The sequence below is a fragment of the Flavobacterium daejeonense DSM 17708 genome, assembly GCF_000425425.1.
Taxonomy (GTDB): domain Bacteria; phylum Bacteroidota; class Bacteroidia; order Flavobacteriales; family Flavobacteriaceae; genus Flavobacterium; species Flavobacterium daejeonense.
Genome location: NZ_AUDK01000007.1, coordinates 26,227 through 40,865 on the forward strand (window position 1 = coordinate 26,227; position 14,639 = coordinate 40,865).

A 14,639-nucleotide genomic window follows, 5' to 3' on the forward strand; every position below is an offset into this window, starting at 1 on the left:
TAAGGAAGCTTGTTGTTTTTTTTGAAAAATTTTACAGTTTGTAAGGATAAAAAAAGGAACTCTTTTTGGAGTTCCTTTATCGTTTTGTATTCTTATGAATTAATCTTCGTCCTCGTCATCTTCTTCATCAGCGATGTCTTTATCGTCTCCATCTTCATCTTCATCGTCAAGTTCTGGCTTGTCATTATCATCGTCATCGTCGTCATCGTCACTGATATCATCATCCATATCTAAACCTTTAATTGGAGCAATTGGTTCAATTACATCATCGATATCATCATCTTCATCAAAATTCTCAATTCTGTCAGCAAGCTTAGTACTTACTTTTACTAAGTAAATAGTGTCTTCTGTACGAACTTCAACTGCTTCAACTAATTCATTTTTGGCATTTTTAAAACGAATGATATCTTCGTCATCATATCCATCAGGAAATTTTTCAACCAATAAGTTTAAAATTTCGTTAGTTAGTTTAGCATACTCAACAATAACTCTTCTCATATAAATGGTATTATAAATCTAATAAATAAGCAAAAATTAATGGCGCCACAATAGTAGCATCTGATTCGATAATGAATTTAGGGGTGTTGATATCTAATTTACCCCAGGTAATTTTTTCATTAGGAACCGCTCCGGAATAAGATCCATAACTTGTTGTTGAATCTGAAATTTGGCAGAAATAACTCCAGAAAGGAACGTCATGCATTTCCATATCCTGATACAACATTGGCACCACACAAATAGGGAAATCTCCGGCGATTCCTCCACCAATTTGGAAGAAACCAATACCGTTTTCAGAATTTTTAGTGTACCAATCGGCTAAGAAAGTCATGTATTCAATACCTGATTTCATGGTAGATGCTCTCAATTCTCCCTTGATTACATAAGAAGCGAAAATGTTTCCCATTGTACTGTCTTCCCATCCTGGTACAATAATAGGCAAGTTTTTTTCAGCAGCTGCATACATCCAGCTGTCTTTTAAGTCAATCTCGTAATATTCTTCTAATACTCCCGAAAGTAACATTTTGTACATGAACTCATGAGGAAAATAACGCTCTCCTTTATCATCAGCATCTTTCCAGATTTTGTAGATGTGTTTTTGTAATCTGCGAAAAGCTTCGTGTTCCGGAATACAGGTATCTGTTACACGGTTTAATCCTCTTTCTAATAAATCCCATTCGTCCTGCGGAGTCAAATCACGGTAGTGAGGTACTCTTTCGTAGTGAGAATGCGCTACTAAGTTCATAATATCTTCTTCAAGATTAGCTCCTGTACAGGAAATAATCTGAACTTTATCCTGACGAATTACTTCGGCAAATATTTTTCCAATTTCGGCGGTACTCATGGCACCAGCCATACTCACTAACATTTTAGCACCATTCGCTAATTGTTGTTCGTATGCTTTGGCAGCGTCAACTAATGCAGCTGAATTAAAGTGTAAATAGTGTTTTTCAATAAATTGACTGATTGGTCCTTTACTCATTTTATAGGGTTTAAATCATTAGTAAATTTATCATATTTAGAATCTAAATCGGTTCAAATATAATGAAATTATAAATCTACCAAAGGTGTATTTAATTAATTATTTTTTATTTGTAGCCTAAAATTTTTAATACTTCTTCAGAGGTTTGTTGCTCCGAAAATACTTCCGTTGCCAGGATACCATTTTCATCTCTGTCAATTAAAATGTGCTTAGGCTGCGGGATTAAACAGTGGTGTAATCCACCGTATCCGCCGATTGTTTCCTGGTAAGCGCCCGTATTAAAAAATCCGATATAAAGCGGTTTTTCTTTGTTGTATTTTGGCAAATAAATCGCGTTCATGTTTTGCTCCGAATTATAATAATCGTCGCTGTCGCAAGTAAGTCCGCCCAAAAGTACTCTCTCGTAAGTATCGTTCCAGCGGTTAACGGCTAACATGATAAAACGCTTGTTTATGGCCCAGGTATCCGGTAAAGTGGTGATGAAAGAAGAATCAATCATATTCCACTTTTCTCTGTCGTTTTGTTGTTTTTGATATAAAACCTGATAAATAGCGCCGCCACTTTCTCCAACAGTAAAGGAACCAAATTCCGTAAAAATATGCGGAACATCTACTTCGGCTTCTTCGCAGGCAATTTTAATCTGATTGATGATTTCGTCAATCATGTATTGGTAATCGTATTCAAAAGCCAAAGAATTTTTGATGGGGAATCCACCACCAATGTTCAGTCCGTCTAATGTTGGACATTCTCTTTTAAGTGCAATATATACTTTGATACATTTTACTAATTCGTTCCAATAATAAGCCGTATCATTGATTCCGGTATTAATGAAAAAGTGCAGCATTTTTAATTCAAGATTTGGATTGTCCTGAATTTGCTTTTTGTAAAAATTAACAATGTTTTTATAACCAATTCCTAAACGAGAAGTATAAAACTCGAATTTTGGTTCTTCTTCGGCAGCAATACGAATTCCAATTTTGAATTTTCCTTTGATTTCCGCCTGAAGCAAATCTAATTCTTCGTAGTTATCAATAATCGGAATGGTATTTTTATGTCCGTTATTGATTAATCGGGCAATATTAGAAATGTACTCGTCTCTTTTAAAACCATTGCAAATCACATAAGTGCTTTTGTTTATTTTACCGTTTTGCAATAAATTCTCAACAATATTAATGTCAAATGCCGATGACGTTTCAACGTGAATATTATTTTTAAAAGCTTCATTCATAATGAATTCAAAATGAGAGCTTTTGGTGCAATAGCAGTAATAGTACTTTCCCTCATATTTGTTTTTTTCCATCGCTCTACGAAACCAGCTTTTGGCTTTGTTGATATTGTTGGAAATTTGAGGTAAATAAGTAAACTTTAAAGGTGTACCGTATTTTTCAACCAATTTCATCAAATCAATATTGTGAAATAAAAGGTTGTCTTTGTTTAGTTTAAATTCTTCCTGAGGGAAATAGTAGGTTTGATTAATTAAGTCTGAATATTTAGTATTCATTTTTTTAGGATTTATGATTTTATAGTTTTAATGAAATAAATTAAACTATAATTCAAACCCTGATATTGGCATAAATAATCTGCAATTTTTCGTTTTCTACTTTTAAGAATTGAAAAATATCAAAATGAAACTGTCTCGCAACACAAAAAAAACGTTTCAATATTCTTTGAAAAGAAGTATTATTCACGCCTTGGCTGGAGCGGTAGTTTCGTTGTTTTTGATCTTTTTTCATCGCGGCAAATGTAAAAAATAAAATATAAGTGATGCAATCCTTTTTTATAAAAAAATAAGGTTACGATTTGTAATCTTCAAAGGCTTCAAGAATCAATTCATTCTCAACTTCTTGGTTGATTTTTATCTTTCCGATACCTTCAATTAAAGCAAATTGAATGCTTCCGTATTCGTTCTTTTTGTCGTGAATTAACAAATCTAAAATTGGTTCGATATCTTCTTCTTCAAATGTAATATCTTCATAAATTGATTTCAAAACGGTTTTGATTTGAATGTATTCCTCTTTTGTGATTAATCCTTTGTGCAATGAAATAAAACTTTCCAAAATCATTCCCACAGCAATCGCCTCGCCGTGAAGCAAAGTAGTTTTATTTTCATTTTCCAGAAAATAACCTTCGATAGCATGACCTAAAGTATGACCAAAGTTCAATGCTTTTCGGATATTTTTCTCTGTTGGGTCCTGTTTTACAATTTCGTTTTTAATTTCAACCGAACGATAAATTAATTGATCTAAAGCGTCAAAATCAATCGTCGAAATATCTAAAAACTCTTCCCAGTATTTTTTGTCGTAAATCAAACCGTGTTTCAACATTTCAGCAAGACCGGAACGCATTTCGTTTTGAGGCACTGTTTCTAAAAATTGCGTGTCAATCAAAACCATGTTGGGAACGTTAATTACTCCGATTTGGTTTTTTAAATTTCCTAAATCTACTCCATTTTTTCCACCAACAGAAGCATCCACCATAGAAAGCAAAGTAGTAGGAATGTGAATAAAATCAACACCTCGTTTAAAGGTTGAAGCCACAAATCCGCCTAAATCAGTCACAACACCACCACCTAAATTTAACACCAAACTTTTTCGGTCGCCGCCAAGTTCTGTCAATACTTTCCAGATTTCAACGCAGGTTTCGATATTTTTATTTTCTTCTCCGGCCTCAAATTCTATAATTTCTACATTCAAATCGGTTTCGATCAACGGTAATAATTTTGGTAAACAAAATTCATTCGTATTACTGTCAACAATTATAAAAATGTTTGAATATTTATTTTGGCTGATGTGAAGATTTAAAGCTTCGTATGCTTTTTCGTTAAAATAGATTGGGTAATTATTGGCTTGAATTGTTTGCATCGTCATTAATTAATTTGAAATGCAAAATAAGGCAATTTCGAGTAATTATTATTCATAACTCTGTCTATATTTGTTTCAAATAATGAAAAAAAAAATGAAAAAGATTTTTAAAAATACCGAAATCGCTTTTGCTTTAAAGAGCGACACCGAATTAGACAGGGCTTATTTTCTTTTCAAAATGATTTCCAGTCAGCCTTTGGTACGAATTGGAACTGCGGTTACCAATTTTGCTTTGAAAGTTCATCTTCCGGTAGAAAAATTAATTCGCGCCAGCGTTTTTGATCATTTTTGTGGCGGAGTGAATGAAGAAGATTGTCTTTCGGTGGTTGACAAAATGTACACTAAAGGAGTTTCTTCGGTTTTAGATTATTCTGTAGAAGGAAAAGAGGAAGAAGATCAGTTTGAAGCGGCTTTGAAAATGACTCTGAAAACAATTGATTTTGCCAAAGAGCGTCAGGCAATTCCGTTTGCAGTTTTTAAACCTACGGGGCTTGGAAGAATTGATTTGTATGAAAAAGTGGGGGCTAAAATTGCTCTGACGGAAGCAGAACAGGCTGAGTGGGATAGAGTTGTGGAGCGCTTTGATATTATTTGCAGTGAAGCGCATAAAAAAGATGTGGCTTTATTGATTGATGCAGAAGAAAGTTGGATGCAGGATGCTTCCGATGCCATTGTTGCCGATATGATGTGTAAATACAATAAAGAGAAAGCTATTGTGTTTAATACTTTACAAATGTATCGTTGGAATCGTTTGGATTATTTGAAAAAATTACACGAACAAGCTAAAGAACAAGGTTTTCATATCGGAATGAAGATTGTTCGCGGGGCTTATATGGAAAAAGAAAATGACAGGGCAGCTGAAAAAGGATACAAATCACCCATTTGTCCTTCAAAAGAAGCGACAGATGCGAACTACAACGCTGCAATTTTGTATATGCTCGAAAATATTGATTCGATGTCCATTTTTGTGGGAACACACAATGAAGAAAGCACGTATTACCTAATGCAATTGATGGAAGAAAAAGGATTAAGTGCTACTGATAATAGAGTTTGGTTTGGCCAATTGTACGGGATGAGTGATAATATCAGTTATAATTTGGCTTACAATGGTTACAATGTGGCTAAGTATTTACCTTTTGGTCCGGTAAAAGACGTAATGCCTTATTTAATCAGACGTGCCGAAGAAAATACTTCGGTTGCGGGACAAACCAGTCGCGAATTGAAAATGCTTAAAAAAGAACGTAAAAGAAGAAAGAAAGCATAAAAATACTTATTATTTCACCACAAATTGCACAAATTTTTATCAATTGAATTGTGAAAGTTTGTGTGTTTTTTTATTGGCAGAAAAGATTTTTGCCTGATTGCGCTATAAAAATTTAGCTTTCAATTCCGGAGTTGGAATCATACATTGTTCTTTCCTGCCATACCATTTATAGCGGTTCCTGGCAATGTAATCGTAAAAGGAATCCCGAATGCCAATTGGAAAAATTTTAAAAATTCCCAACAGAGAATAAACCGAATGAAATTCAGTGGCAATTTTCAAAGTAGCTTCAGATTTTAAATAATAAGCCTTTCCGGGTTCGTACAAAATGATACTGTCTGTTATTTTTGGTTTTACACCAATATAATTGCAAATTTCCTGACCAAGTTCGGATTGCAAAGCCACAAATCTGAAAACATCTTTTTTGTCTCTTTCAATAATAAACTGCACCGACGAATTGCACAGATTGCAAATACCATCAAAGAGAATTATTTTTTTGTTTTTAGGTAGGTTTTGCATTTTGTCATTGCGAGGAACGAAGCAATCGCATTTTGTTTTTACTTACTAATTAATTTATTCTCGTGAGATTACTTCATTCCAATAACTATCGGAACTTACAAATAACTCACTGAATACTATTTCTTCACTGCTTCCACCAGATCTAATTCATCTAAACTTACTTTAGAAGTAAACAAACCATAATTTACAACAGCCTTGTTTTTCTCAATCTTATCAATACTTCCCACGGCTTTTCCATCCAGCATTCGTACCCGATCACCAATTTTTAAAACGGGTCTAGGTTTTTCAATAACGGGTTTTAGCTTTTTTTCTTTCTTTTCTTTTCTGATTTCTTCCACCTGAATTTTTACCTCTTCGATAATTTCTTTTTTCTTGGCTTCTTTGGCTTTGGTTTCTTTGACGGTAGCTTTTTTACGTTTGGAATTTTCGATTTCTACAATCTTTAAAAATTCGCCAATCAGCTCTTTTTTGTTCTTATTATTGAAATATCTTTCGGCCAAATCATCGATTTTTTGGCCTATATAAATGGCTTTCTGATTACTGTCATACAGTTCCTGATAGCTTTCCAGTTTTTGCTTGATTTTGCTGTTGATGGATTCCATTTTTTTCCCTTCCTCACGAGCTCTGGTTTCTTCCTCTTTCAGGTTTTGAGAGGTTTTTTCCAGTTTAGAACGTTCTTTTTGCAAATTAGCAATGGTTTTATCAAAGCGGACTTTGCCGACTTCAATTTTCTTTTTCGCCCGATTGATTAAGCCAAACGGAATTCCGTTTTTCTGAGCTACTTCAAATGTAAAGGAACTTCCGGCTTGTCCTAAAACTAATTTATACATTGGTTCCAATGATTTTTCGTCAAAAAGCATATTGGCATTAGTTGCAAAAGGCAATTCATTAGCCAGTATTTTCAAATTAGCATAATGTGTCGTAATAATTCCAAAAGCTTCCCGATGATAGAATTCCTCCAGAAAAATTTCGGCCAGAGCACCACCTAATTCCGGGTCTGAACCCGTACCAAATTCGTCAATTAAAAACATCGTTCTACGATTGCATTTTTTCAAAAAGTAGTTCATGTTTTTTAATCGGTAACTATAGGTACTCAGATGATTTTCAATAGATTGATTATCACCAATATCCGTTAAAATTCGATCAAATAAAAAAGTTTCTGAACGTTCATGAACCGGAATCAACATACCTGATTGCAGCATCAATTGCAACAAACCAATCGTTTTTAAGGAAATGGTTTTTCCTCCCGCATTAGGTCCCGAAATCACAATAATTCGGTTTTCCTGCTGCAATTCGATAGTTTGCGGATAGGTAATTTCCTTTTTTTGTTTGTTAGTCAAATACAAAATAGGATGGTAAGCTTCCCTGAAATACAAACGGCGTTCTTCGGTGATATTTGGCAGTAAACCGTTGATTTTTTCGGCATATTTTGCTTTGGCAGCAATCACATCAATGTCACTTAAAAACTCCTGATACTCTTTTAATAAAGGTACAAAAGGACGAATGGCATTGGATAATTGTTTTAAAATACAGGTGATTTCTTCTTTTTCCTCGTATTCTAAATTGCTCAATTCACGTGAATATTTTAGGGTCATTTCAGGCTCAATATAAGCAATACTACCAGTTTTTGAACTGCCTAAAATGGTTCCTCTTACTTTTCGTCTATGCATCGCTAAAACCGCCAAAACACGACGATTTTGTACAAAACTTTCCTTAATATCATCCAAATATCCAAGTCCATTGTATTGCTGTAATGCAATTCCGAAACTTTGATTAACTTTTCCCCGAACCAAATTCATATTTCGGCGAATATCGGATAACGCAGGAGAGGCATTGTCTTTAATTTCGCCATATTTATCCACAACCACATCAATCAGAGTTACAATTTCTTTGGTAAATTCCACTCTGGAAGCTCTTGCATTGATATTGGGGTAATAATCATCAAATTTTTTCAGGAATTGCAACATCGCATTCACTGTGGAAGAAAGTGTAGCAATTTTTCTAAAACTGCCCACTTCTAGAAAGCTGTCTTCTATTGAAAGGAATTTTATTTCATGTGTGATCGCATCAAAACCGTGATTAGGAATGGCGTTGTTATTTTGAAAAGAAGAAACATACTCCGAAGTTTGCATCAAAGCCTGCATCAAATTTTCTTTTTCCCGGAAAGGAGTGATTTTTAACGCTTTTTCTTTTCCAATTTCGGTATTGCAAATCCCTGAAATGGTTTCGAGAATGGTTGGAAATTGTAAATCCTGTAATGTTTTTTCGGTGATGGATATCATTTGTATGCTAAATTCTAAAAGCATCAAAGTTACAAACTTGTTAAGTTCTATTAATAGAAAACAATTAATTTTTATATTTGTTACATGAGAAAAGAAGAAATCATTAATAGTTTACTAACTGAGAAACAATTTCTGAAAGATAATTTTGGAGTTGTATCTATTGCTTTATTTGGTTCCTATGCCAAAGGACTTGAAGATACAGAAAGCGATGTAGATTTCCTGGTAGAATTCAAGGAGCCCTCATATAGTTTTCTGATGGGATTATACGCTTTTCTGGAGAACAAATTGAAGGCTAAAATAGAAATTGTTCGTAAAGGACCTCATGTATCGCAACGTTTTTTGGATACCATAAAAAATGATTTAATTTATGTATGATGCCGTATATAAATATTCTTTAGAAACTGTTTTGGAACATATTACTGTTTGTAACAGAAGATTTTCAGAAATCAATTCTTCGATTGATTTTGTTTCTACAGAATATGGAAAAACGCTTCTGGATGCTATTGTTACCCGACTTCAGGCAATAGGAGAAAACATAAAAAATATTTTTAGAAAACACAATTTGTTAGAAACTAACTATCCAGAAATGGAATGGAGTAAAATCATTAGTTTTCGGGATTTTATTTCACACCATTATGAGATGTTGGATTATGAAATTGTATATCAAATTTGTGACAATTATTTACCTCAATTAAAAAGTATTGTAACTAAAGAGTTGAGTAAATTTAATTAAGAAACATGCAACTCAACTTATCTTCGCAATGGCAGGCAATTTTGTCAGATGAATTACAAAAACCTTATTTTTCTGATTTGATGTTGGAAGTAGAAAAGGAATATCAGACCGGTATTTGTTATCCGCCAAAAGATTTGATTTTTTCGGCTTTTAATTATTGTGATTTTTCCAATTTGAAATTGGTTATTATTGGTCAGGATCCTTATCACGGTGAAGGAGAGGCAAATGGTTTGTGTTTTTCGGTTAATAATGGCGTAAAAATCCCGCCTTCGTTACGAAATATTTATCGCGAAATCAACGATGATTTAGACAACTTATTAATGCCTGTTTCCGGAAATTTAGAACATTGGGCGAAGCAGGGTGTTTTATTGTTAAATGCCTCGCTTACCGTTCAAAAAGACAAACCGAATAGTCACAAACATTTGAAGTGGAATCTATTTACGGATGCTGTTATTCAAAAAATATCCGATGAAAAAGAACAAATTGTTTTCTTACTTTGGGGGTCTTTTGCGCAGAAAAAAGGAAGCAAAATTGACCGAAACAAACATTTGGTTTTGGAGAGTGGACATCCTTCGCCTATGAGTGCTAATCAGGGAAAATGGTTTGGAAACAAACACTTTTCACAGGCTAATACTTATTTGAAATCAAAAAATCAGGAAGAAATAGATTGGGTTTTATAATAAGAGAAAAGTATTAAAACAACAAATTCGCAAATTAATATTTGAATTAAATTTGCGAATTTGCGGTTATTTTAAAAAGCTTACTTCTTGATAATATTCTCTAAAGTAGCTTTGTTTTCTTCGTTTTTTACAGTCAAAATGATTTCGACATTTTTGGTTGTTTTTCCTTCGATAACGTATAATTTGGCTTTTTTTCCAAATTCTGTGTCGCTTTTATCAAAATCAACATCACCAAATTCAAGCGTTTTTCTAATATCAGCGGTATCAACCCATTTTTCATTTAAAACCTGAGTTGCTTTTACGGAATATTCGAAAGGTTTACTTCTGATATCATTCAAAACACGGGCATTTGGGAAATAATTGCAGCGCGTATCTTTTCCGCCATAAACAAGGGCTACAAAAAAGCAGCCTATTACTAAACCTACTAAATAATAGGCAAAACGTTGTACAAATTTCATGTATTTAATTTTTGGGCAAAGGTAATTGATGTTTGCTTAAAATACAATTAAATTGATGTCGTTGTTAGGTAAATCAAACCATTCGCCAATGGCTCTGTTTGTTAAAATTCCGTGATAGGTATAAACTCCGTTTTTCAGACCTTTGTCACAACGAATGGCGCTTTCGAGACCGCCATCTTCGGCAATTTTCAATAAATAAGGAGTGATAATGTTGCTAATAGACAAGGATGCTGACTTGGAATAGCGGGAAGGAATATTGGGTACACAATAGTGTAAAATATTGCTCTTTATAAAAGTAGGTTTTTCGTGAGTGGTTACTTCGGAAGTTTCAAAACAACCACCGGTATCGATACTCACATCAACAATGACAGCCCCTTTTTTCATGTGCTCGACCATCGTTTCCGTAACTACAACCGGACAGCGTTCCAGACCGCGCATCGCGCCAATAGCAACATCGCAACGTCTTAAAGCTTTCATTAAAGCCTTTGGCTGAATCGTGGAAGTAAAAATACGTTGGTTCAAACTGTTTTGCAGTCGTCTTAATTTGGTAATCGAATTATCGAAAACTTTTACGTTTGCTCCTAAACCAATGGCCGTTCTGGCGGCAAATTCTCCTGCAGTTCCAGCGCCCAGAATGACAACTTCAGTAGGGGGAACTCCGGTAATGTTTCCAAAGAGCAAGCCTTTGCCATAAGAATTGGCAATCATTAATTCGGCAGCGATTAAAATGGAGGCTGTTCCGGCAATTTCGCTTAAAGATTTTACAACCGGATAAGTTTCATCGACATCTTTAAGGTATTCAAAAGCTAATGCGGTGATTTTCTTTTTGGTTAAAGCTTCGAAATATTCTTTTTTCTTGGTTTTTAATTGAATTGCAGAAAGCAAAATCGTTTGATTGTTCATCATATTGATTTCGGCAACTGTAGGCGGTTCCACCTTTAAAATCATCGGACAACCAAAAACTTTTTGCGTGTCTTTGGTTACTTCGGCTCCGGCTTCAGAATATTCTTTATCGGAATAGCTGGCGCTTTCTCCGGCTCCTGATTCAATCATTACGCGATGTCCATGACACACTAATGAACTTACCGCATCGGGCGTTAAGCAGATGCGTCGTTCCTGATAGCTTGTTTCTTTTGGAATACCAATAAATAGTTCGCCTTTTTTTCTGGCAACTTCCAGCTTCTCTTCCTGAGGTAATAACTGTTGTTTGGTAAATGGAGTTATTGAAATCGACATCGTTTTTTGATACTATTAAAAAGTAAAATTACACAAAAAGATTAAAAAAATAAGCTTTATATTCTGATAAAAACAGAAATGATTTTATTTATTAAGATTAGGTATCAATTTCACCATTTTTATAGATTTTATTAAGACGTAATTTCGGAATTCAATTTAATAAAGACAAATTAATTTATTGATTTACAGTGATTAATATATGATTTATCATTAATTTAATTTTAAAAGACGTTTGTTATCCGGTAATACTTCAATACTAATTGTGGAATAAGATTCCGGAAGCAAACCGGCAATTTTTTCAGCCCACTCGATAAAACACCAATTTCCGGAGTACAAATAATCATCTACGCCCATATCAAGTGCTTCGGTTTCTTTTTTCAAACGGTAAAAATCAAAATGATAAATAAGTTGACGATTTGCCGCTTCATATTCATTTACTAAAGAAAAAGTAGGACTGCTGGTTGCCTCGGTAACACCTAAAGTTTTACACAATTGTTTGATAAAAGTAGTTTTTCCGGCTCCCATTTCGCCATTAAAAAGAATTACTTTATGTGGTTGAGCCGCTACAATTAGTTCGGCAACATTGTTTATTTCTTCTAATGAAAAAGTGATTTCCATATTTTAGTAATTGGTGAATAGTGATTAGTAATTAGTTATGAAGTGAATTATTATAAAATATACTAATCACTATTCACTAATTTCTAGTTACTACTTTGGATTAAATATCAAACAAGGCACAATCATTTCTTCCAATGAAATTCCGCCATGTTGATACGTATTTTTATAATAACTCACATAATGATTGTAATTGTTCACGTAAGCCAAAAACAAATCATTTTTTGCAAAAATAAAAGAACTGCTCATATTTATAGCGGGTAAGCCAATTTTTTTAGGGTCTTTTACGGCATAAACATCTTTTTGCTCATAAGTTAAGCTTCGACCGGTTTTGTAGCGTAAATTCAGGCTAGTGTTTTTGTCACCTACTACTTTTGACGGATTTTTAACGTTGATGGTTCCGTGATCGGTGGTGAGAATCAGTTTGAAACCTAATTTTTGCGCCTGTTGGATGATTTCCAGTAAAGGTGAATTTTTAAACCAACTCAACGTCAGCGAGCGATAAGCCTTATCATCCGGAGCCAGTTCTTTTACCACATCCATTTCGGTTTTGGCATGCGAAAGCATATCGACAAAATTATAAACAAGAGCCACCAAATCATTGTCTTTTAGAGTTTTAAAGTTGTCCAGAAGTTTTTTGCCCGAAGCCATATTGGTTATTTTAAAATAATCTGATTTGATGTTCAAATTCAGGCGTTTTAGTTGGGCTTCCAGAAATTCGGCTTCAAACAAGTTTTTTCCGCCTTCGTCCGGATCATTTTTCCATAAATCAGGATGTTTTTTCTCCATTTCAACCGGTAATAAACCTGAGAAAATGGCATTTCGGGCATATTGGGTTGCCGTAGGTAAAATAGAGTAGTAGGGTACTTCTTTTTCTAATTTGTAATAATCGGCAACGACATTTTCAAAGGCTTTCCACTGGTCGTACCGCAAATTATCGATTACTATAAACAGTACCGGACGCTCTTTTTTCTTCAGTTCCGGAACAACCAATTCTTTGAATAAGGTATGCGACTGTACAGGAGTATCAGCTTTTGGCAGAAACCAATCTTCGTAATTACGTTCGATGAATTTACCAAACTGCGAATTGGCTTCTACTTTTTGGGATTCCAAGATTTCTATCATCGCCGGATCGTTGATATCTTCCAGTTGCAATTCCCAGAATAATAGTTTTTTATATAATTCAATCCAGTCTTCATAGCTGTTGACCATACCCATTTCCATCGCAATTTTGCGAAATTCCTTTTGGTAATCCAAAGTGGTTTTTTGCGAAATCAACTTGGAGTTGTCCAAATTCTTTTTCAAACTCAGCAAAATCTGATTGGGATTCACGGGTTTAATCAGGTAATCAGCAATCTTAGCGCCAATGGCTTCCTCCATGATGTATTCTTCCTCACTTTTGGTAATCATAATCATCGGGATGGCACTCTTTTTTTCCTTCATTTCCGAAAGGGTTTCCAAGCCGCTCATTCCGGGCATATTTTCGTCAAGGAAAACAATGTCAAAGTTTTCATTGTCAAATATTTCAATGGCATCCAAGCCGTTGTTGCAAGTGGTGACTTCGTAGTTTTTTTTTTCTAAAAAAAGGATATGTGGTTTTAGGTAATCAATTTCGTCGTCAACCCAAAGTATTTTTATTTTGTCCATAAATTCATTGTCTTTTTGTCCTTAGTATGTCATTCCGAAGAATGAGGAATCTTATTAAGTATTTTTTTTTAAAGTGTAGAACACAATTTAAAATAGTTTTATGTTAACGCAAATGTTCTTGCATCATTGTGCAAATTAGTCATTTTAAAAGCGCCATTTTCCTAATATTTTGATAAAATTTCTTTCTTTGGTCTAGCAAATAGTTCTTAGTTTAGAAGTTCAAAGTTTTATAACTAATTCATTATTGTTGATAAGTTTAAGTTTTTATGTACAGAATTGTCTTATATTTGAAATTATCAAATTATTTAATATTTATAAAATAATAAATTAAAAACATGAAAAAAACAGTAATTATAACTCTATTTATTTTAACTAACTCTTTATTAGCTCAGCAAAAAAAAACTTTTCATCCTGAATTGTTTAATCAGGAAGTAATGACTAAAGTGGCTACATTAGAAAAAGTACATCCAGTATCTTTTTTTGAAGAAGCTGGAAAATATTATAAAGACGGTAATTTAAACGAATCGGCTTTATTGTTTTATGTTGGTCAGTTGAGATACAGGTATTATATATTAGCTCATCCTGATACAAAACCTGATGGAGACAAAGCCATTTTTGCTTCTTTACAAAATGTTTTAGGGAAGGAAATTAATTATAAATTGGGTGAAAATGTAGATAATTATATTAAAATATTGGAAGCAATTATTGATTATAGTAATGAAAACGATTATCAATTTTATTCCAAAAAAGAAAGTCCTGAGAATTATAAAAAGGTAATCGAAGGATTGATAAAATTAAAAAACTATGTTATTACTAATAAAGAACAATTTATAGCTAGGAGAAAAGAAAACACGAAGAAATAATTTT

Annotated in this window: 15 protein-coding genes; 5 read left to right on the plus strand and 10 right to left on the minus strand. The window is 33.7% G+C overall.

Annotated features, from left to right (window positions below):
* Positions 1 to 99: 99 nt before the first annotated feature.
* From H599_RS20760 to aroB, 4 genes are all read right to left on the minus strand, one after another.
* A complete protein-coding gene (locus tag H599_RS20760; RefSeq protein ID WP_026713579.1) occupies positions 100 to 498 on the minus strand; it encodes a hypothetical protein in 399 nt (132 codons plus the stop codon).
* 10 nt (positions 499 to 508) lie between these two features.
* Positions 509 to 1,480 (minus strand): deoxyhypusine synthase family protein, encoded by a 972-nt coding sequence (locus tag H599_RS0107590; protein WP_026713580.1) that lies wholly within the window; start codon positions 1,478 to 1,480, stop codon positions 509 to 511.
* A 106-nt stretch (positions 1,481 to 1,586) separates the two neighbouring features.
* Entirely contained in the window at positions 1,587 to 2,981 is a 1,395-nt protein-coding gene (locus H599_RS0107595; protein WP_026713581.1) for a type III PLP-dependent enzyme domain-containing protein, read from the minus strand.
* A gap of 292 nt (positions 2,982 to 3,273) precedes the next feature.
* Positions 3,274 to 4,341, minus strand: coding sequence for a 3-dehydroquinate synthase (gene aroB / locus H599_RS0107605; RefSeq protein ID WP_026713583.1), 1,068 nt, complete (start codon positions 4,339 to 4,341; stop codon positions 3,274 to 3,276).
* 94 nt (positions 4,342 to 4,435) lie between these two features.
* Here aroB and H599_RS0107610 point away from each other — a divergent pair, with 94 nt between their 5' ends.
* Positions 4,436 to 5,605 (plus strand): proline dehydrogenase family protein, encoded by a 1,170-nt coding sequence (locus H599_RS0107610; protein ID WP_026713584.1) that lies wholly within the window; start codon positions 4,436 to 4,438, stop codon positions 5,603 to 5,605.
* A 102-nt stretch (positions 5,606 to 5,707) separates the two neighbouring features.
* Here the strand turns inward: H599_RS0107610 and H599_RS0107615 are convergent, their stop codons facing one another.
* Both H599_RS0107615 and H599_RS0107620 read right to left on the minus strand, forming a co-directional pair.
* Positions 5,708 to 6,121 (minus strand): thiol-disulfide oxidoreductase DCC family protein, encoded by a 414-nt coding sequence (locus tag H599_RS0107615; protein WP_026713585.1) that lies wholly within the window; start codon positions 6,119 to 6,121, stop codon positions 5,708 to 5,710.
* Between the two features lie 116 nt (positions 6,122 to 6,237).
* Positions 6,238 to 8,403 carry an endonuclease MutS2 gene (locus H599_RS0107620; protein ID WP_026713586.1) on the minus strand — a complete coding sequence of 722 codons (2,166 nt, stop codon included), beginning with the start codon at positions 8,401 to 8,403 and terminating at the stop codon, positions 6,238 to 6,240.
* Positions 8,404 to 8,487: 84 nt separating this feature from the next.
* Here H599_RS0107620 and H599_RS0107625 point away from each other — a divergent pair, with 84 nt between their 5' ends.
* The 3 genes from H599_RS0107625 to ung are packed head-to-tail and all read left to right on the plus strand — an operon-like array spanning position 8,488 to position 9,816.
* On the plus strand, positions 8,488 to 8,778 hold the full coding sequence (locus H599_RS0107625; RefSeq protein WP_026713587.1) for a nucleotidyltransferase family protein: 291 nt from the start codon (positions 8,488 to 8,490) through the stop codon (positions 8,776 to 8,778).
* Positions 8,771 to 9,136, plus strand: a complete 366-nt coding sequence (locus tag H599_RS0107630; protein ID WP_026713588.1) for a HepT-like ribonuclease domain-containing protein — start codon at positions 8,771 to 8,773, stop codon at positions 9,134 to 9,136. Before H599_RS0107625 ends, H599_RS0107630 begins: the two co-directional genes overlap by 8 nt.
* A 5-nt stretch (positions 9,137 to 9,141) precedes the next feature.
* On the plus strand, positions 9,142 to 9,816 hold the full coding sequence (gene ung / locus H599_RS0107635; RefSeq protein WP_026713589.1) for a uracil-DNA glycosylase: 675 nt from the start codon (positions 9,142 to 9,144) through the stop codon (positions 9,814 to 9,816).
* 80 nt (positions 9,817 to 9,896) lie between these two features.
* Here the strand turns inward: ung and H599_RS0107640 are convergent, their stop codons facing one another.
* The 4 genes from H599_RS0107640 to porX form a co-directional block, all read right to left on the minus strand.
* On the minus strand, positions 9,897 to 10,274 hold the full coding sequence (locus H599_RS0107640) for a DUF4258 domain-containing protein (RefSeq protein ID WP_026713590.1): 378 nt from the start codon (positions 10,272 to 10,274) through the stop codon (positions 9,897 to 9,899).
* Positions 10,275 to 10,310: 36 nt separating this feature from the next.
* Entirely contained in the window at positions 10,311 to 11,510 is a 1,200-nt protein-coding gene (locus tag H599_RS0107645) for an alanine dehydrogenase (RefSeq protein WP_026713591.1), read from the minus strand.
* Between the two features lie 210 nt (positions 11,511 to 11,720).
* Entirely contained in the window at positions 11,721 to 12,128 is a 408-nt protein-coding gene (gene tsaE / locus H599_RS0107650) for a tRNA (adenosine(37)-N6)-threonylcarbamoyltransferase complex ATPase subunit type 1 TsaE (RefSeq protein WP_026713592.1), read from the minus strand.
* A 90-nt stretch (positions 12,129 to 12,218) separates the two neighbouring features.
* A complete protein-coding gene (gene porX / locus H599_RS0107655; protein WP_026713593.1) occupies positions 12,219 to 13,772 on the minus strand; it encodes a T9SS response regulator signal transducer PorX in 1,554 nt (517 codons plus the stop codon).
* Between the two features lie 335 nt (positions 13,773 to 14,107).
* Between porX and H599_RS0107660 the strand changes: the two genes are divergently transcribed.
* Positions 14,108 to 14,635: a hypothetical protein gene (locus H599_RS0107660; protein WP_026713594.1), complete on the plus strand. Its 528-nt coding sequence runs from the start codon at positions 14,108 to 14,110 to the stop codon at positions 14,633 to 14,635.
* Positions 14,636 to 14,639: the final 4 nt, after the last annotated feature.